The following is a 17,536-nucleotide window of genomic DNA, read 5'->3' on the forward strand; positions in this document are numbered from 1 at the left end:
GCCGATTGTTTGCCGATGACTGTTTCCCGCTCCCTGCTGTGCCTGGCGCTGAGCGCCATTTCCACCCCCTCGCTGGCCGATACCGTGTGGCTGAAGAACGGTGACAAGCTCACCGGCAGCATCGAGCTGGTCGACGGCGGCAAGCTGCTGCTGAAGACCGACTACGCCGGCTCGATCACCCTCGAGGTGGAGAAGATCGCCACCCTGGAAAGCGAGCGCGAGCTGCTGGTCAAGCAGGACGATTTCACCGGCGAACGGGCCAAGTCGCTGAAGCCGGCCGGCGAAGGCCAGGTCGAACTGGTCAACGGCGAGGCGCCGAAAGTGGTGGCGCTGAACTCCATCGCCCAGATCCTGCCACCCAAGCCGCTGGTGCAGGACCTGCGCTGGAGCGGCAACATCGATTTCTCCGCCGACTACAAGCAGGCCGAGAGCGACGTGAAGGACTACGACATCGACCTCGCCACCCAGGCCCGCCACGGAGCCTGGCGCCACAGCTTCGGCGTCGAGTACGACCACGAACTCAAGGACGACGAGAAGAAGACCGACCGCACCGAGCTGGACTACGACCTCGACCGCTTCCTCACCAAGCAGTTCTTCTGGCAGGGCCAGCTCAAGTACACCCACGACCGCATGGAGGATCTGCGCATCCAGCGCACCGTCGGTACCGGCCCCGGCTACCAGTTCTGGGACGATGCCCTCGGCGCCTTCTCCGTGGCCGGCCTGCTCAACCGCAACGACTTCGTCTTCGACAACGGCGAGAGCGAGCACTTCAACTCGGCGGCCATGGAGTGGGACTACAAGCGCAAGCTGATCGGTCAGAACGTCGAGCTGTACACCCAGGGCGAACTGGGCGCGCCCTTCATCGACGAGATCGACTACATCATCGATACCGAGGCCGGCGTGCGCTACAAGCTCAACAGCTGGGCGGCGCTGAGCCTCAAGGCCGAGTGGGACAAGGTCGCCAGCGAGAACGGCGATACCGACGAGCGCCGCTACATGATTGGCCTGGGGGTCGGCTGGTAATTCACCCACCCACAAAAAAGCCCCGCAAATGCGGGGCTTTTTATGAGGCCAAGTCTCGACTCTGCGAGCTAGAGCCAGGCAAGGCGAAATTGGGCGAGGGCGCGGAGTTTACGAGCTGTAAATGAGCAGCCCGAGCCCAATTTCAACGCAGTCTGGCCGACGCGCAGCAAGTCGAAACGGATCAGAGGCGCAGGCCGCCGTCGAGCTCCAGGATCCGCCCGGTGTAGTAGTCGTTTTCCAGGATGTAGGCCACCGAGTGAGCGATCTCGGCCGGCTTGCCCATGCGCTTGAGCGGAATACCGGACGTCATCTTCTCCAGAGCTTCCGGCTTCATGCTGCCGGTCATCTCGGTTTCGATGAAGCCCGGGGCGACGCCGGCCACGCGGATGCCGTAACGCGCCAGTTCCTTGGCCCAGACCACGGTGTCGGCGGCGACGCCGGCCTTGGCCGCGGAGTAGTTGGCCTGGCCGACGTTACCGGCACGGGAGATCGAGGAGATGTTGACGATGGCGCCCTGGTTCTTCAGCTCGATCATCTTCGCCGCCACTTCGCGGGTGCAGAGGAACACACCGGTCAGGTTGACGTCGATCACCGACTGCCACTGGGCCAGGCTCATCTTGCTCAGTTCGCCGTCCTTGACCTTGATGGTCAGGCCGTCGCGCAGGATACCGGCGTTGTTGACCAGGCCGTTGATCGCGCCGAAGTCTTCGGCGATCTGCGCCACGGTGTGGGTGACCTGCTCCTCAACGGCCACGTTGCAGATATAGGCACGGGCGTCACCACCGGCGGCCTTGCAGGCGGCTACGGCTTCGTCGAGTTTTTCCTGGTTGAGGTCGACCAGGGCCAGCTTGGCGCCCTTGGCGGCCAGGTATTCGCCCATGGCGCGGCCGAGGCCCTGGCAGCCACCGGTGATGATGATGACTTTGTCTTTGAGTTCCATAACACTACCCCTCTAAAGGTCTACAGGTGGCCTCGCTGGCGCTGCAAAGAGTTCTGCCGGGCGCCTGTCCGTTTTGTTTTCGACGGATTCTTAACGAGGAGTCATAAGTTGAGCGTGACAGCCGGCAAGCATGCCCGAGAATTGCTCCTCAAGGAATACCGCGGCGTGCTTTCGACCCATTCCAAGGCCATGCCGGGTTTCCCTTTCGGATCAGTGGTGCCCTATTGCCTGGACGCGCAGGGTTGCCCGCTGATCCTGATCAGCCGCATCGCCCAGCACACCCATAACCTGCAGCAGGACGGCAAATGCTCGCTGCTGGTGGGCGAGCGTGGCGCCGAGGATGTGCAGGCGGTCGGGCGCCTGACCCTGCTGGCCGAGGCGAAAAAACTGGCGGAACCGGCGCAGATCGCTGCCGCCGCCGCGCGTTACTACCGCTATTTCCCCGAATCGCGCGATTACCACCGGGTGCACGATTTCGACTTCTGGCGCCTGCAGCCGGTGCGCTGGCGCTATATCGGCGGCTTCGGCGCGATCCACTGGCTGGACCAGGTCAACCTGGCCAACCCCTTTGCCGGCGAGAGCGAGCAGGGCATGCTCGAACACATGAATGCCGATCATGCCGCGGCCATTGCCCATTACGTCGAACTGGCCGGGTTGCCCGGCGATGAACCGGCGCAACTGGTCGGCATCGACAGCGAAGGTTTCCACCTGCGCATCGGCAAGAGCCTGCACTGGCTGGCCTTCCCAATATCCTGTAACAGTCCCGGCGAAGTGCGCCAGGCCCTGGTACAGCTGGCTCGCGCCGCAAGCTGGCCGACCGCCGGGCAGGTTTCAGCTTGAATTAAGCGCCACGCCCCATACTTCATCGGTATCGGAAGCCGTTCTTCCGCCAAGGAAATCCTGATGCGCGCTTTTCTCTTTCTGTTTCTGCTGTTCCCGCTGATCGAACTGGCCGTGCTGATCCAGGTCGGCAGTGCCATCGGCGTCCTGCCGACCCTGTTGCTGGTAATCGGCACGGCCATCCTCGGCAGCGTGCTGCTGCGCGTGGCCGGCCTGGCCACCGCCTGGCGCGCCCGCGAGAAGCTGGCCCGCGGCGAGATGCCCGAGCAGGAGATGTTCGAGGGCCTGCTGATCGCCGTCGGCGGCGGCCTGCTGCTGCTGCCGGGCTTCATCAGCGACGCGTTCGGCCTGCTCTGCCTGATTCCGTTCACCCGCCGCTGGATGATCGGCGGCCTGCGTCGGCGTGCCGCGGAGCAGGCCTTGCGCCAGCGCGCCTTCTTCGACGACCCCCAGGCCCGCTCCGGGCAGACCCGGCCCAATGTGCTGGAAGGCGAATACCAGCGCCGCGACTGAGGCTGTGTGCAAAAAATTGCCAGGAGCAATTTTTAACGTCGCGCAGCGACGGCCCGCAGGGTGGCCGCTAGGGTCTGTTCCCGTTTCGTTCACGGCCGCGCCGGAGCCCGTTTTTGCGCGGGGCTAGGCGCGAGACGCGAGGTTTGGTCGTCCAAATGAGCCGTCGAGTAACGACGTCCCGCGCAAAAACGGGCCCGTCCCTGCGGGTTGCGCGCAAAATCGCGCCATGCGTCGTTGCGGGACTTGCCAAGGGAATGACCATTGCCTGCGTCCCACGCCTAGCCTGGCGCGATTTTGCGCAGCAACGCGGTTCGCGAACGAAACGGGAACAGACCCTAGAGATGGCAGGCCATAAAAAAATCACAGCCCAGCCCTTGAAATGCCCTTGATCGCCCCTATCTAGCTAGCACCGCAAGGTGTCTGCCGGTTCCGGCAGAACAGACTTCCGTGGCCCGCCCAGGCGTGCCGCGCCCGGCTCCGCCGGACTTTGCTAACCCGCCGGTGCAGTCACCGGCCTGCTTACAACAACTATCGGGAGAGATCGACCAATGAAGCTTCGTCCTCTGCATGACCGCGTCGTTATCCGCCGCAGCGAAGAAGAATCGAAAACCGCGGGTGGCATCGTGCTGCCGGGTTCCGCTGCCGAGAAGCCGAACCAGGGCGTGATCGTCGCCGTCGGTGCCGGCAAGACCCTGGACAACGGTGAAGTGCGTGCCCTGGCCGTCAAAGTCGGTGACAAGGTGGTATTCGGCCCGTACTCCGGCAGCAACACCGTCAAGGTCGACGGCGAAGACCTGCTGGTGATGAGCGAGAACGAAATCCTCGCCGTCCTCGAAGCCTGATTCCCGCGAATCCCCGTACAACTCAAGAATTTAAGGAACTACCACCATGGCTGCTAAAGAAGTCAAATTCGGCGATTCCGCTCGCAAGAAAATGCTGGTCGGCGTTAACGTCCTGGCCGACGCCGTCAAAGCCACCCTCGGCCCGAAAGGCCGCAACGTGGTGCTCGAGCGCAGCTTCGGCGCGCCGCTGATCACCAAGGACGGCGTGTCCGTTGCCAAGGAAATCGAGCTGAAAGACCGCTTCGAGAACATGGGCGCCCAACTGGTCAAGGACGTTGCGTCCAAGGCCAACGACGCGGCCGGTGACGGCACCACCACCGCCACCGTACTGGCTCAGGCCATCGTCAACGAAGGCCTGAAAGCCGTCGCTGCCGGCATGAACCCGATGGACCTCAAGCGCGGCATCGACAAGGCCACCATCGCCATCGTCGCCGAGCTGAAGAAGCTGTCCAAGCCGTGCACCGACACCAAGGCCATTGCCCAGGTCGGCACCATCTCCGCCAACTCCGACAACTCCATCGGCGACATCATTGCCGAAGCCATGGAAAAAGTCGGCAAAGAAGGCGTGATCACCGTTGAAGAAGGCTCGGGCCTGGAAAACGAACTGTCCGTCGTAGAAGGCATGCAGTTCGACCGCGGCTACCTGTCGCCGTACTTCATCAACAAGCCGGACACCATGGTCGCCGAACTCGACGGCCCGCTGATCCTGCTGGTCGACAAGAAGATCTCCAACATCCGCGAACTGCTGCCGGTTCTCGAAGCCGTGGCCAAGTCCGGCCGTCCGCTGCTGATCGTGGCCGAGGACGTCGAAGGCGAAGCCCTGGCGACTCTGGTTGTGAACAACATGCGTGGCATCGTCAAGGTCGCAGCCGTCAAGGCTCCGGGCTTCGGCGACCGTCGCAAGGCCATGCTGCAGGACATCGCCATCCTCACCGGCGGTACCGTGATTTCCGAAGAAGTCGGCCTGAGCCTGGAAAGCGCCACCCTGGAACACCTGGGTAACGCCAAGCGCGTTCAGCTGAGCAAGGAAAACACCACCATCATCGACGGTGCTGGCCAGCAGGCCGACATCGAAGCCCGCGTTGCGCAGATCCGCAAGCAGGTCGAAGACACCACTTCCGACTACGACAAAGAGAAGCTGCAAGAGCGTCTGGCCAAGCTGGCTGGCGGTGTTGCCGTGATCAAGGTCGGTGCCGGCACCGAAGTGGAAATGAAAGAGAAGAAAGCCCGCGTTGAAGACGCCCTGCACGCCACCCGCGCAGCCGTCGAAGAAGGCGTGGTGCCTGGCGGCGGCGTCGCCCTGGTGCGCGCCCTGCAGGCCATCAGCGAACTGAAAGGCGACAACGACGACCAGAACGTCGGTATCGCCCTGCTGCGTCGCGCTGTTGAAGCACCGCTGCGTCAGATCGTTTCCAACGCCGGCGGCGAGCCGAGCGTAGTGGTCGATAAGGTCAAGCAGGGTTCGGGCAACTACGGCTTCAACGCCGCGACCGACGTGTACGGCGACATGATCGAGATGGGTATTCTCGATCCGGCCAAAGTCACCCGTTCCGCCCTGCAGGCCGCCGCTTCCATCGGCAGCCTGATGATCACCACCGAAGCCATGATCGCCGACAGCCCGGACGACAAGGCCGCTCCGGCCATGCCGGACATGGGTGGCATGGGTGGCATGGGCGGCATGATGTAAGCCGACCGGCACCCCGCTGTAAGAAAAGCCCCGCCTCGTGCGGGGCTTTTTGTTTTCAGTGGCTCGGCTCGACGTTGTTCGCCAACTGGGGCGGTGCTGGGGGGCGATACAGCAGCAGGTCGTACAGGCCCAGGCAGATCAGCCAGCTGAGCAGGGCCGTCCACAGGTTATGCGAGAGAAAGTGCGCGCCCTGGGCCATGCGTACCAGGGAAAACAGGCAGCCCAGGCCGATGGCGAAGACCAGCGCGCCATTGGCCAGGCGCGGGTAACGGTCACGCCAGACGAAGAACAGCGCGAGCAGGGCAAAGCCGGCCGCGGCATGGCCGCCGGGCCAGCACTTGCCGGCTTTCTCCACCGGCTGCGCGCGCGGCTCGAGCAGCCCGGAGAAATGCTCGACCCCGCCGTACTGCTCCAGGCTCCACGGGCAGTGCATCTGGGTGAGCTTCTTCAGTGGAGTGACGAAGCTGGTGGACAGGCCCATGGCCAGCACCAGATAGCCGAGCTGGCGGCGCAATGGGCGCAGGCGGGTCGGCAGCAGGCTGAGCAGGAAGCCGCCGATGGCCAGCACGCCGATGACGATGGTCAGCTGCTTGGCGCGGTCGTGCAGGGCATCCTCGAGAAAGTCGTTGTGCCGGCCGATGAAGCCCTGGCCCTGGATGTAGAACAGGTCGGCCAGGGCGAAGTCCAGACGGCTGGGCTCGACCAGCAGCATCAGCGCCAGCAGGGCGAGCGGCAGGCCGTACCACCGGCGGCGGTCGAAGGTGGGGGAATGGCTGGGCATGGCGGCTTTCATCTCGTGCTGAGTTGCAGGTCGGGTTGCGGGTTGCCCTTCCAGGTCAGCAGATGCTCCTTGAAGGCATGACTGGCGGCTTGGTAGTAGGCGATATCGCGCTGCAGCAGCGGGTCGCTGGCGTCGCTGCTGGATTCATGGCTGGCGCCCAACGCATCGTCATGTCGGCGCATATGTCGCTGCGGGCTGAGGATGGCCAGGTCCTGGCCGTCGAACAGGCCGAGGTGCTGGTAGTTGCCGAGCAGCACCCGGTGCGGTGCCGGATGGTCCTGCAGCAGGTTGCGGCCGAAGAAGGTCGACTGGTAGTCGAGGTTGAGCAGGCCGAGCAGGGTCGGTGCCAGGTCGATCTGGCTGGCCAGCTGGTTGTCCTCGCGGGCCTCGACCAGCCCCGGGGCGTAGATGAACAGCGGGATGTGGTAGTTGGCCACCGGCAGATCCTGGGCCCCGGCGCTGCCGGCGCAGTGGTCGGCGACGAAGACGAACAGGGTGTTGGCGAACCAGGGTTTCTGCCGCGCGGCGGCGAGGAATTGGCCGATGGCATGGTCGGTGTACTTCACCGCGCCTTCGCGGCCGTCGCCCGAGGCGATATCGATGCGCCCGTCCGGGTAGCTGTAGGGACGGTGGTTGGAGGTGGTCATCAGCTGCAGCAGGAAGGGTTTGCCGGCGGCGTGGTCGGCATCGGCGAGCTTGAGGGCCTGGGTGTAGAGGTCCTCGTCGGCCATGCCCCAGGCATTCTTGAAGTGGATGTCGGCCTCGGCCACGCTGCTCTGGTCGACCACCCGGTAGCCGTTGCCGCCGAAGAAGGTGTTCATGTTGTCGAAGTAGCCGCGCCCGCCGTAGACGAACACGCTGTCGTAGCCCTGGGCGCTGAGCTGCTGGCCGAGGCTGGCATAGCCGCTCTCGCGGCCCACGCGCTTGACGATGGAGCGTCCCGGGGTGGGCGGCACCGACAGGGTGATGGCCTCCAGGCCGCGGTCGGTGCGGGTGCCGGTGGCGTAGAAGTTGTTGAAGAACAGGCTCTGCCGGCGCAGCGCATCGAGGTTGGGGGTCAGCCCGCGGCTGTCGCCGAAGCTGCCGAGGTACTTGGCCGACAGGCTCTCGATGGTGACCAGGACGATGTTCAGCCGGTGCGGTTGGCCGGGGTTGTCGATCTGCCGGCGGATATCCAGCGGGTCGCTGCCGATGAAGCGGCTATTCGGCTCGCTGAGTTCCTCGCGCAGGCGGGTGGCGACCTGGGCATCGGGCAGGGTGGCGTAGAATTGCGGGTAGTCCAGCTCGTTGTTACGGAAGGCGGCGAAGAACTGGTAGGGCCCGTTGCTCGCCAGCTCATGCCGGTAGGCATTGCCGCCCAGGCCGCGCGGGCTGTCCTGATCCAGCGCCAGCAGGCTCAGCGCGCTACAGGCCAGCAGCCCGGCGAGCGCGCCCAGGCGTGCCGAACGCGTGGGCAGCGGCGCCTGCAGCGCGGCCTGCAGCGGCCGGTGCAGGGCCAGGCCGAGCAGGGCGGCGAGGCCGGCCAGGGCACCGAGCAGCAGGCCCAGCGGGTAGGACTCCAGCAGGTTGTTGAGTACTTCGTCGGAGTACACCAGGTAGTCCACGGCGATGAAGTTGAAGCGCACGCCGAACTCGTCCCAGAACAGCCATTCGGCCGTGGCGACGAACAGCATGGCGAACAGGCTGACCAGCAGCAGCCCGCGCAGCCACCAGCGGTGCCCGGGCCGGCGCCACAGCCCGGGTGGGCAGAGCAGCAGGTACAGGCCCAGCGGCAGGGCGGCGTAGGCGAGGAAGCCGAGGTCGTAGAGCAGGCCGATGGCGAAGATTGCCAGCGGGTTGCCGGCCTCGTGCAGATGGCCGAACAGCAATACGCCGCGGGTCAGCAGGAAGATCGCCAGCCAACTGGCGAGCAGGAGCAGCAGATAGCGCAGGGGTGCGCTGCGGAGCAGGGGCATGGTGCGGTTCCAGGCGGGGGAAATGCGCGGCAGTCTGCTCCCGGCTTTGTTGGTGGGCGGTGAATTCGCCGTGAAAAATGCGTCAAACCGGCCGCCTCGATGGGGTCGCCGGGTTATCGTGGGCACCTGGCAAACCGGCTGCAGCCGAAGAGGAACAGACCATGCGCATCCTCCTGGTCGAGGACAACCGCGACATCCTGGCCAACATGGCCGACTACCTAGGAATCAAGGGCTACACGGTGGACTGTGCCCAGGACGGCCTGTCCGGCCTGCACCTGGCCGCCAGCGAGCATTACGACCTGATCGTGCTGGACATCATGCTGCCCGGCATCGACGGCTACACCCTGTGTCAGCGCCTGCGCGAGGAGGCGCGCCGCGATACCCCGGTGATTATGCTGACCGCCCGCGACCAGCTGGACGACCGCCTCAAGGGCTTCAAGGCCGGCGCCGACGATTACCTGATCAAGCCGTTCGCCCTGTCCGAACTGGCCGCGCGCATCGAGGCGGTGCTGCGCCGCAGCCTCGGCGGCGGCAAGCGCAGCCTGCAGGTCGGCGAGCTGAGCTACGACCTCGATACCCTGGAAGTCAGCCGTGGCGGGCGCGGGCTCAAGCTCAACCCGGTGGGCCTCAAGCTGCTCGCCCTGCTGATGCAGAAGAGCCCCCATGTGGTGCGCCGCGAGGCGCTGGAAGAGGCGCTGTGGGGCGACGACTGCCCGGATAGCGACAGCCTGCGCAGCCACGTGCACCAGTTGCGCCAGGTCATCGACAAGCCGTTTGCCCACGCGCTGCTGCACACCGTGCATGGCGTCGGCTACCGCCTGGCGGAGCTGCACGATGGAGTTTAGGCAGAGCCTGTCGCGGCGCATCGTCATCGCCTTCATGCTGATGACCCTGCTGGTCGGCGGCACTTTCGCCATCGGTATCGTCGAGACCGTGCACCTGGTCGAGGAACGCTTGATCTCCGCCGAGCTGGGCGGCGACCTCGGCCGCCTGCTGAAGATGGAGAGCAGCGAGGATTGGCGGCACAACCCCGAGCCGGGCCAGCTGTTCCATTTCAGCAACGGCCCCGGCGACTTCGCCATGCCGGCAGACCTGCAGGCGCTGCCGCCCGGCTTCAGCGAGCTGTACCGTGGCGAGCGCTCCTACCACGCCTTCGTCCAGCTGGTGGATGGCCGCCGCTATGTGCTGCTGGAGGACCAGAGCGAGTTCGAGGACCGCGAGCAGCTGCTGTTCGCCGTGGTGCTCACCGGCTTCCTGATCAGCCTGGCGCTGTCCGGGCTGCTCGGCTGGCTGCTGGCGCGCAAGGTGATCGAGCCGGTGGTGCGCCTGTCCAAACAGGTGCGCCACCCGGACCAGCTGCTCGACCGCGCGCCGTCGCTGGCGCCGGACTATGCCGGCGACGAGGTTGGCCAGCTGGCGGCCTCCTTCGACACCACCCTGGGTCTGCTGCGCCGCGCACTGACCCGCGAGCGGCTGTTCACCAGCGATGTCAGCCACGAGCTGCGCACGCCCTTGATGGTGCTGGCCAGCTCCTGCGAGCTGCTGCTGGACAATCCGGCCCTGGACCCGCGTGCCCGCGGCCAGGTGCAGCGCATTGCCCGCGCCAGCGAGGAGATGCGCGACCTGGTGCAGACCTTCCTGCTGCTGGCGCGCTCGCGCAACGACGAGACCGGCATGACCCCGCTGGCCAGCCTGGCCGAGGTGGCCGACGGGGTGGTCGAGCAGTGGCGCCCGCCGATCGAGGCCAAGGGCCTGGCCTTCCACTACCAGCGTGGCGAGTTCGCCCCCGGGCGCTTCAATGCTCCCTTGCTGCGCGCGGTGTTGGGCAACCTGCTGCGCAACGCCCTGCACTACACCGAGCGCGGCGGCATCCACCTGGCCCTGCAGGCGCAGGGCTTCGTCGTCAAGGACAGCGGCGTGGGCATTCCGGAAAGCGAGCGCGAGGCGATGTTCCAGCCCTTCGTGCGCGGCGGCCAGGCGCGGGGTGAAGGTCTCGGCCTGGGCCTGTCGCTGGTGCAGCGGATCTGCGAGAGCCAGGGCTGGAGCGTCAACCTGAGCGGCGTGGAACCGCAGGGTTGTCGTTTCGAGGTCAGCCTGGGGCAGCACGACCAGCCGCACGGGGCATGACGCTTTTTTCACAAGGCCGCCCATAACCTGTCTGTAACTTTCCCCGGCTAGGCTGGTCACACCGTGGCTGGGCTGGTGTCCTGGCCTACCGTTCGTCTGTCGAGCCTGCGCCCTGGTCTTAGTGAACTAGGGTTTCATTTAAGTGCTTGGCAGCATTTTCAAGGGGTTGCAGTTATGAAGTTAGAAATAGCTCGAGGTCTTTTCCTCGTCGGCGCCCTCGGCGTGACGGCCCTGGCCGCCGCCGCGTGGCAGGAGCCCGAACCCATGGTGCTGGAGGCCCAGCAGAGTTCGCGGCAGAACTGCCCGCAGCCAGCGGTCGCCCGCAACAAGCCGCTGGCGCCGCAGGTCAGGCCCGACAGCGACCTGCTGTTACTGATGTTCGGTTTGTCGCAGAACATAGCGGCTCACCAGTAGCACCGGAGAACCTGGTCCAGCAGGCATTTCCGCCATAAGCAAAAAGCCCCGCACCAGGCGGGGCTTTTTTTGCCGGTTTGATCAGTGGCTGCTTGCCACTGCTGCCGCTGCCGGTTGCGTGTCCGGCTTGGCCAGCAGGGTGTAGACGCACGGCAGGACGAACAGGGTGAACAGGGTGCCGATCGACATGCCGGTGGCGATCACCAGGCCGATGTCGAAGCGGCTGGCCGCCCCGGCGCCGGTGGCGAGGATCAGCGGCACCATGCCGAAGACCATCGCCGCGGTGGTCATCAGCACCGGGCGCAGGCGAATCGAGGCGGCTTCCTCGATCGCTTCGCGCACGCCCAGGCCCTTGTCGCGGCGCAGCTGGTTGGCGAACTCGACGATCAGGATGCCGTGCTTGCTGATCAGGCCAATCAGCGTCACCAGGCCCACCTGGGTGTAGATGTTCATGCTGGAGAAACCGAGGAAGATCGGCAGCAGGGCGCCGCAGATCGACAGCGGTACGGTCACCAGGATCACCAGCGGGTCGCGGAAGCTCTCGAACTGCGCGGCCAGCACCAGGAAGATGATCGCCAGGGCCAGGGCGAAGGTGACGAACAGCGCGCTGCCTTCCTGCACATACTGGCGCGAGGCGCCGGCATAGTCGAAGGCGTAGCCGCGCGGCGCTTCCTCGCGGGCGATCTGCGCGATGCTGTCCACCGCCTCGCCGGTGCTGACGATCGGCACGCCCTCGATGATCGCCGAGTTGAGCTGCTGGAACTGCTTGAGCTTGGTCGGTCGCGCGCGGTCGCTGACCTTGATCAGGGTGCCCAGCGGCACCATCTGCCCGCTCTCGCTCTTCACGTAGTAGCTGCTCAGCCAGCCCGGGTTGTCACGGTAGGCGCGCTCGACCTGGGCGATCACCTTGTAGCTGCGACCGTCGATGGTGAAGCGGTTGATCTCGCCTTCGCCGAGCAGGGTGGCCAGGGTCAGCCCCAGGTCCTGCATCGACACGCCCATCTGCGCGGCCTTCTCGCGGTCGATATCGACCACCACTTCCGGTTTGTCGAAGGCCAGGTCGACGTTGAGGAAGGCGAACTTGCCTGACTCCATGGCCCGCGCCTTGACCCGGTCGGCCACTTGCAGCAGCGACTCGTAGTCGTTCGGCGTGTTGATCACGAACTGGAACGGCAGGCCCTGGCCGGTGCCCGGCAGCGACGGCAGGTTGAAGCCGAAGATCTGCAGGCCGGGGATGGCGTTGAGTTTGGCCTGGACTTCCGGCAGCAGCTCCATCTGGGTGCGTTCGCGCTCGTCCCAGGGGGTCAGCAGGAAGCCGCCGATCCCCGCCTGCACGCCATCGAAGCCGTTGATCTGGAACGACGAGTAGTACTCGGGGAAGCTCTTGAAGATCTCCACGAACTCGTCGGTGTAGGCGTTCAGGTAGTTCAGGTTGGTCGGCTGCGGCGCGTTGGCGAAGAGGAACACGATGCCCTGGTCCTCTTCCGGCGCCAGCTCGCTGTGGCTGAACTTGAGCAGCACCGGGATCAGGCCGAGGACGATCAGGGCGAACACCAGCACCACCGGGCGGGTGTTGAGGGTGCCGTGCAGGGCGCGCTGGTAGCGCTGCTTGAGCTTGTCGAAGATCTGGTCGAGCCGGTGCGCCAGGCCCGAGGGGTTTTCCTCATGGCGCAGCAGCTTGGCGCACATCATCGGCGACAGGGTCAGGGCGACGATGCCGGAGATGATCACCGCGCCGGCCAGGGTCAGGGCGAACTCCTTGAACAGCGCCCCGGTGAGGCCTTCGAGGAAGCCGATCGGGGCATACACCGCCGCGAGGGTGATGGTCATCGAGACCACCGGCACGGCGATCTCCCGCGCCCCCTCGATGGCCGCGTCGAAGGGCGTTTTACCTTCCTCGATGTGGCGGTGGATGTTCTCCACCACGACGATGGCATCGTCCACCACCAGGCCGATGGCCAGGACCATGGCCAGCAGGGTCAGCAGATTGATCGAGTAGCCCATCAGCTGCATGAAGAACAGCACGCCGATCATCGACAGCGGAATGGTGATCACCGGGATCAGCACCGAGCGGAACGCGCCGAGGAACAGGAAGACCACGACGATGACGATCAGCACCGCCTCGATCAGGGTCTTCACCACCTCGTCGATGGAGGCCTGGATGAAGCGGGTGGCGTCGTAGGCGATGGAGACTTTCAGGTTCGGCGGCAGCTGCGCCTCCAGCTCCGGGAGAATGGCGCGCACGTGCTTGATCACGTCCAGCGGGTTGGCGCTGGGTGTGCCCTTGATGGCGATGTACACCGAGGGCGTGCCGTCGAACGAGCTGATCGAGTCGTAGTTGGCCGCGCCCATTTCCACCCGGGCCACGTCACGCACCAGCACGCGGGTGTCGCCGAGGGTCTTCAGCGGGATGGCGGCGAAGGCTTCCGGGGTCTTCAGGTCGGTGCTGGCATTGATGCTGGTGACCACGTACTGGCCCTTCACTTCGCCGGCGGCGGCGAGGAAGTTGTACTGGCGCACGGCCTCGCTGAACTCGCCGGCGGTGACGCCGTAGGCGGCCATCTTCACCGGGTCCAGCCACAGGCGCATGGCGAACACCTGGTTGCCGAGGATTTCCGCTTCGGCCATGCCCGGCAGGGTCGCCAGCTTGGGCTGGATGACCCGCGACAGGTAGTCGGTGATCTGCGGGTTGGACAGCTGCTCGCTGTAGAAGCTGACATACATCAGCGCGGTGGAGTCGGCCGCTTCCTTGGACAGCACCGGGTCTTCGGCATCCTGCGGCAGCTGGTTCTTCACCTCGCCGGCCTTGGCCAGCAGCTCGGTGAACAGGCGGTCGCTGTCGGCGCCGATGCGCGCGTAGATGGAAATCACCGAGAGGTTCTGCTGGCTCGACGAAGTCATGTAGTCGATGCCCTCGGCGCTGGCCAGGCTCTGCTGCAGCGGCTGGGTGATGTAGCCCTGGATGGTCTCGGCATTCGCCCCGGGGTAGGCGGTGGTCACCGTGATCAGGGCGTTTTCCATCTGCGGGTACTGGCGGATCACCAGCTTGCTGAAGGCCTGGAAGCCCAGCAGGATGATCAGCAGGCTGACCACGGTGGCCAGTACCGGGCGACGGATGAACGGATCTGTAAAAGCCATGTTGGTTTCCTTGGCGCCGAGCCTTACCGGGCGGCGCTGGCTGGGGTGGCCGTTTCGACCGCCTGGGCCTGGTCGTCGACGATGCTCACGTGGGCGCCGTTATCCAGCTTGAGCTGGCCGGCGGTGACCACCTGCTCGCCGGCCTTGAGGCCCTTGAGCACCACCACCTGGGCGTCGCGGCGCTCGCCGGTCTCGACGAAGCGGCGCTCGACCAGCAGCTGGGCCTGGCCCTTGTCGTCTTTTACGACGGCGCCCTGATCGTCCTGCTTCTCGCCGATCACGTACACCGAGTTGCCGTACAGGGTGTAGGTGATGGCGGTTTCCGGCACCACGATCACCGGCTTATCCCCAGGCAGGAGCACGTCCAGATTGGCGAACATGCCCGGCAGCAGCTTGCTCTCGGGGTTCGGCAGCATGGCGCGTACCTGCAGGTTGCGCGTGGTTTCTTCGACCTTGGGGTTGATCGCGGCGATTTCGCCCTCGAATACCTCACCCGGATAGGCGGCGACGTTCAGGCGTACGCGCTGACCGATGGCCAGCAGCGGCACGGTCTGCTCGGGCAGAAAGAAGTCGACGAACAGCTTGGACAGGTCCTGCAGGGTGGCCACCGGGTTGCCGGGGCTCAGGTAGTCGCCGGTATCCACCTGGCGGATGCCGATGGTGCCGGCGAAGGGCGCGAGGATGCGCTTCTTGTCCAGGCTGGCCTGCAGCTGGGCGACGCTGGCCTCGGCCTTGAGCAGTTCGGCATTCAGGCGGTCGAACTCGCTCTTGGAGATGGCCTGTTTGACCGCCAGATTCTTGCCGCGCTGGTACTCCACCTGGGCCAGGTTGCGTACGGCCAGGGCGGTGGCGAGGATCGCCTGTTCCACCTGGCTGTCCAGTTGCAGCAGGGGCTGGCCGAGGCTGACCTTCTCCCCGGACTGGAACAGCACCTGCTGCACGGTGCCCTCGACTTCGGCGGTCAGGTCGACGCCCTGGAATGCCTTGAGCGTGCCGATGGCCGGCAGGCGGCTCTGCCAGGGCTGCTCCTTGGCCGTGGCGGCGGACACGCTGATGGCCGGCTGCGGCGCGGCGAACATCTGCACTTCCTGGTAGATCGAATAGCCTTTGTAGGCGGCCAGGGCGAGCACCACGAGGATGACCGCGCCCAGCATGATAAACATGCGGCGGAGCAACATATTCCGGTTCCTTGGCAGGGCGAGAGTGGCCTGGGAATAGGCGAAGCAGGCACCTTAGTACCAGCTGACCATCAAGTCAAAAACATCCCGTTTGCAGGAAATTACCGCTGCCGATTGCCGCAACACTGTGTCGCGGCGATCGCCCGCCAGGCTCTGGCCCGGTACCTCCCAGTGCCGGCGCGCGGGCTCAGAGCCTGTCTAGGATCTGCTGCGCGTCGGCCCTGCGGGGTTAAAACAGGCTCTAGCGTGAGATCGCAACCAGGTTTTCAGGAGGCCAGGCTGCGGGTCACCGCGCCCAGCTCGCCGGAGAGCTGGTGCAGGTTCTGGCTGGCGGCCTGGGTGCGCTCGACGTTTTCCTGGTTGGAACTGGCGATGGCGGTGATTTCGGTGAGGTTGCGCGAGATGTCCTCGGCCACCGAGGTCTGTTCCTCGGCGGCGGTGGCGATCTGCCGGTTCATGTCGCGGATGGCCTCCACCGCGCCGGTGATGCGCTGCAGCATGGCGCCGGCCTCGGTGACCTGGGTCACGCCTTCCTCACTGCGGCTCTGCCCGCTCTCGATGGCGCGCACGGCATTCAGGGCGCCGGTCTGCACCGTGTCGATGATCTGGTTGATCTCGGCGGTGGATTCGGCGGTGCGCTGGGCCAGGGTGCGCACCTCGTCGGCCACCACGGCGAAGCCGCGGCCCTGTTCGCCAGCGCGGGCGGCCTCGATGGCGGCGTTGAGGGCCAGCAGGTTGGTCTGCTCGGCGATGCCGCGGATCACCTCCAGCACCTTGCCGATGCGCCCGCTGTCGGCTTCCAGGCGGCGGATCACCTCGGCGGTGTTGGCGATCTCGCCGCGCATGCCGGTGATGGTCTGGATGGTCGCGTCCATCACCTGGCCGCCCTGGCGCGCCGAGCTGTCGGCATCGTCGGCGGCATGCGCGGCCTCGGCGGCGTGGCGGGCCACTTCCAGGGCGGTGGCGGACATCTCGTGCATGGCGGTGGCGACCTGGTCGGTGCGCTCGAACTGCTCGTTGATGCCCAGGGTCATGCGCGAGGCGATGTTGTTCAGCTCGCCGCTGGCGTTGTCCAGGTTGCTGCTGCTCTGCTGCAGGCTCTGGGTGGTGCTGGCGAGGAAGTCGCGCAGGGTATTGGCGGCGATGGCCAGCATGCCCAGTTCGTCGGCGCGGGTGGTTTCCACGCGCTGGCCGAAGTTGCCGTGGCTGAGTTGGTCGACGTGGGTGATCAGGTGGCGGATCGGGATGATCAGGTTGCGGTTGACCAGCCACAGGCTGAACAGGGCGATGAGCCCGCTGGCGGCCAGCAGCAATAGGGTGCCGATTTGGATGGTGCGGTCGGCCGCGGCGTTGATCTGCTGGGCCTGCTGCAGGCTGTGTTCGCGCAGCTGCTTGACCAGGGCGCTCATTTGCTCGCTGGCCGCGCGGTCGATGCCCTTGACCGCGGCATCGCCGGCGCCAGCATCGCCAGCGGCGGCGATGAAGGCGTCGCGGCCCTTGCGGTAGTTGGCGCCGAGGCTCTGGTGTTCGCTGCGCAGGCGCTCGACCTGGGCCTGCAGGGCCGGATCATCGGCGGCCACCTGGATCAGCTGCCCCAGAGTGTCCTGCACCTTGCGTTCCTGGGCCTCGAACTGGCCCCAGTACTTGTCCAGATTGGCGCTGTCGCGGCCGCGCAGCAGGACGTTCTTCCATTCCTGCACCTGGATCTTGAACTCGACGTTGGCCGCGTCGATCAGGCGGGTGGCTTCCACCGGGCCGTCGAGCAGGCCGCGGTAGGCCTGAATGCCGCCGGAGAGGAAGCTGAAGCAGGCCAGGGCGGTGATCAGGATCAGCACCAGGCTGCCGCCGAGCAGGGCGAGAATCTGCGCGCGCAGGGATTTTTGCAACATGGGGGCTAGGCCTCTCTTCCGGGTTCTGGGTGCGGCAAGGCGCGCCCTGGGGCGCGTGCCGGCGGCCCGGCCGGCTGCCGCCTGGAGGCGGGCCGGTCAAGCCGCGGTGAGTATAGATCGGTCGGCCGGCGCCGACCTTGAGCCTGGCATGCGGCGCAGAGCCCGTTCACGATTTTCTGAATTAGAGCCAGACAAGGCAAAAATGGCCG

General features: G+C 65.7%; 14 protein-coding genes. 8 read left to right on the forward strand and 6 right to left on the reverse strand.

All coding sequences use genetic code 11. The features are described 5' to 3' along the window. The first annotated feature begins 15 nt into the window (after positions 1 to 15). A complete protein-coding gene (locus F3I16_RS10985) occupies positions 16 to 1,023 on the forward strand; it encodes a DUF481 domain-containing protein (RefSeq protein WP_256670147.1) in 1,008 nt (335 codons plus the stop codon). Between the two features lie 181 nt (positions 1,024 to 1,204). On the opposite strand, the gene F3I16_RS10990 is transcribed toward F3I16_RS10985, so the two are convergent. Next, complete coding sequence (locus F3I16_RS10990; protein WP_160493671.1) at positions 1,205 to 1,963, reverse strand: SDR family oxidoreductase; 759 nt, start codon at positions 1,961 to 1,963, stop codon at positions 1,205 to 1,207. 108 nt (positions 1,964 to 2,071) lie between these two features. On the opposite strand from F3I16_RS10990, the gene F3I16_RS10995 reads away from it, so the two are divergent. From F3I16_RS10995 to groL, 4 genes are all read left to right on the forward strand, one after another. Further along, positions 2,072 to 2,803 carry a HugZ family protein gene (locus F3I16_RS10995; RefSeq protein ID WP_160493672.1) on the forward strand — a complete coding sequence of 244 codons (732 nt, stop codon included), beginning with the start codon at positions 2,072 to 2,074 and terminating at the stop codon, positions 2,801 to 2,803. A 63-nt stretch (positions 2,804 to 2,866) separates the two neighbouring features. After that, entirely contained in the window at positions 2,867 to 3,316 is a 450-nt protein-coding gene (locus tag F3I16_RS11000) for an FxsA family protein (protein WP_160488720.1), read from the forward strand. A 548-nt stretch (positions 3,317 to 3,864) separates the two neighbouring features. Next, positions 3,865 to 4,158 (forward strand): co-chaperone GroES, encoded by a 294-nt coding sequence (locus F3I16_RS11005; protein ID WP_160082334.1) that lies wholly within the window; start codon positions 3,865 to 3,867, stop codon positions 4,156 to 4,158. Between the two features lie 46 nt (positions 4,159 to 4,204). Further along, positions 4,205 to 5,845, forward strand: coding sequence for a chaperonin GroEL (gene groL, locus F3I16_RS11010; protein WP_160493673.1), 1,641 nt, complete (start codon positions 4,205 to 4,207; stop codon positions 5,843 to 5,845). 55 nt (positions 5,846 to 5,900) lie between these two features. Here the strand turns inward: groL and F3I16_RS11015 are convergent, their stop codons facing one another. Beyond that, entirely contained in the window at positions 5,901 to 6,626 is a 726-nt protein-coding gene (locus tag F3I16_RS11015) for a phosphatase PAP2 family protein (RefSeq protein WP_160493674.1), read from the reverse strand. Positions 6,627 to 6,634: 8 nt separating this feature from the next. After that, the gene (locus F3I16_RS11020; RefSeq protein ID WP_160493675.1) at positions 6,635 to 8,581 is read right to left on the reverse strand and encodes an LTA synthase family protein; all 1,947 of its coding nucleotides are present in this window, start codon (positions 8,579 to 8,581) and stop codon (positions 6,635 to 6,637) included. Positions 8,582 to 8,742: 161 nt separating this feature from the next. Between F3I16_RS11020 and F3I16_RS11025 the strand changes: the two genes are divergently transcribed. From F3I16_RS11025 to F3I16_RS11035, 3 genes are all read left to right on the forward strand, one after another. Continuing rightward, complete coding sequence (locus F3I16_RS11025; protein WP_160493676.1) at positions 8,743 to 9,426, forward strand: response regulator transcription factor; 684 nt, start codon at positions 8,743 to 8,745, stop codon at positions 9,424 to 9,426. Further along, entirely contained in the window at positions 9,416 to 10,708 is a 1,293-nt protein-coding gene (locus tag F3I16_RS11030; protein WP_160493677.1) for a HAMP domain-containing sensor histidine kinase, read from the forward strand. The genes F3I16_RS11025 and F3I16_RS11030 overlap by 11 nt, the downstream gene beginning before the upstream one ends. 174 nt (positions 10,709 to 10,882) lie before the next feature. Beyond that, positions 10,883 to 11,122 (forward strand): hypothetical protein, encoded by a 240-nt coding sequence (locus F3I16_RS11035; RefSeq protein ID WP_160493678.1) that lies wholly within the window; start codon positions 10,883 to 10,885, stop codon positions 11,120 to 11,122. Positions 11,123 to 11,203: 81 nt separating this feature from the next. Here the strand turns inward: F3I16_RS11035 and F3I16_RS11040 are convergent, their stop codons facing one another. The 3 genes from F3I16_RS11040 to F3I16_RS11050 form a co-directional block, all read right to left on the reverse strand. Next, positions 11,204 to 14,260 carry a multidrug efflux RND transporter permease subunit gene (locus tag F3I16_RS11040; protein WP_160493679.1) on the reverse strand — a complete coding sequence of 1,019 codons (3,057 nt, stop codon included), beginning with the start codon at positions 14,258 to 14,260 and terminating at the stop codon, positions 11,204 to 11,206. Between the two features lie 23 nt (positions 14,261 to 14,283). Continuing rightward, a complete protein-coding gene (locus tag F3I16_RS11045) occupies positions 14,284 to 15,438 on the reverse strand; it encodes an efflux RND transporter periplasmic adaptor subunit (RefSeq protein ID WP_160493680.1) in 1,155 nt (384 codons plus the stop codon). A gap of 266 nt (positions 15,439 to 15,704) precedes the next feature. After that, positions 15,705 to 17,327, reverse strand: a complete 1,623-nt coding sequence (locus tag F3I16_RS11050) for a methyl-accepting chemotaxis protein (RefSeq protein ID WP_160493681.1) — start codon at positions 17,325 to 17,327, stop codon at positions 15,705 to 15,707. Between the last annotated feature and the right edge of the window lie 209 nt (positions 17,328 to 17,536).

The sequence above is a fragment of the Pseudomonas sp. L-22-4S-12 genome (genome assembly GCF_009799935.1).
Lineage (GTDB): Bacteria > Pseudomonadota > Gammaproteobacteria > Pseudomonadales > Pseudomonadaceae > Aquipseudomonas.

Coding starts and splice junctions, on each gene's coding strand:
- F3I16_RS11000 (WP_160488720.1), top strand. CDS start 2,867: ATGCGCGCTTTTCTCTTTCTGTTTCTGCTGTTCCCGCTGATCGAACTG.
- F3I16_RS10990 (WP_160493671.1), bottom strand. CDS start 1,963: ATGGAACTCAAAGACAAAGTCATCATCATCACCGGTGGCTGCCAGGGC.
- F3I16_RS10985 (WP_256670147.1), top strand. CDS start 16: ATGACTGTTTCCCGCTCCCTGCTGTGCCTGGCGCTGAGCGCCATTTCC.
- F3I16_RS11030 (WP_160493677.1), top strand. CDS start 9,416: ATGGAGTTTAGGCAGAGCCTGTCGCGGCGCATCGTCATCGCCTTCATG.
- F3I16_RS11025 (WP_160493676.1), top strand. CDS start 8,743: ATGCGCATCCTCCTGGTCGAGGACAACCGCGACATCCTGGCCAACATG.
- F3I16_RS11050 (WP_160493681.1), bottom strand. CDS start 17,327: ATGTTGCAAAAATCCCTGCGCGCGCAGATTCTCGCCCTGCTCGGCGGC.
- F3I16_RS11015 (WP_160493674.1), bottom strand. CDS start 6,626: ATGCCCAGCCATTCCCCCACCTTCGACCGCCGCCGGTGGTACGGCCTG.
- F3I16_RS11020 (WP_160493675.1), bottom strand. CDS start 8,581: ATGCCCCTGCTCCGCAGCGCACCCCTGCGCTATCTGCTGCTCCTGCTC.
- F3I16_RS11005 (WP_160082334.1), top strand. CDS start 3,865: ATGAAGCTTCGTCCTCTGCATGACCGCGTCGTTATCCGCCGCAGCGAA.
- F3I16_RS11045 (WP_160493680.1), bottom strand. CDS start 15,438: ATGTTGCTCCGCCGCATGTTTATCATGCTGGGCGCGGTCATCCTCGTG.
- F3I16_RS11035 (WP_160493678.1), top strand. CDS start 10,883: ATGAAGTTAGAAATAGCTCGAGGTCTTTTCCTCGTCGGCGCCCTCGGC.
- groL (WP_160493673.1), top strand. CDS start 4,205: ATGGCTGCTAAAGAAGTCAAATTCGGCGATTCCGCTCGCAAGAAAATG.
- F3I16_RS11040 (WP_160493679.1), bottom strand. CDS start 14,260: ATGGCTTTTACAGATCCGTTCATCCGTCGCCCGGTACTGGCCACCGTG.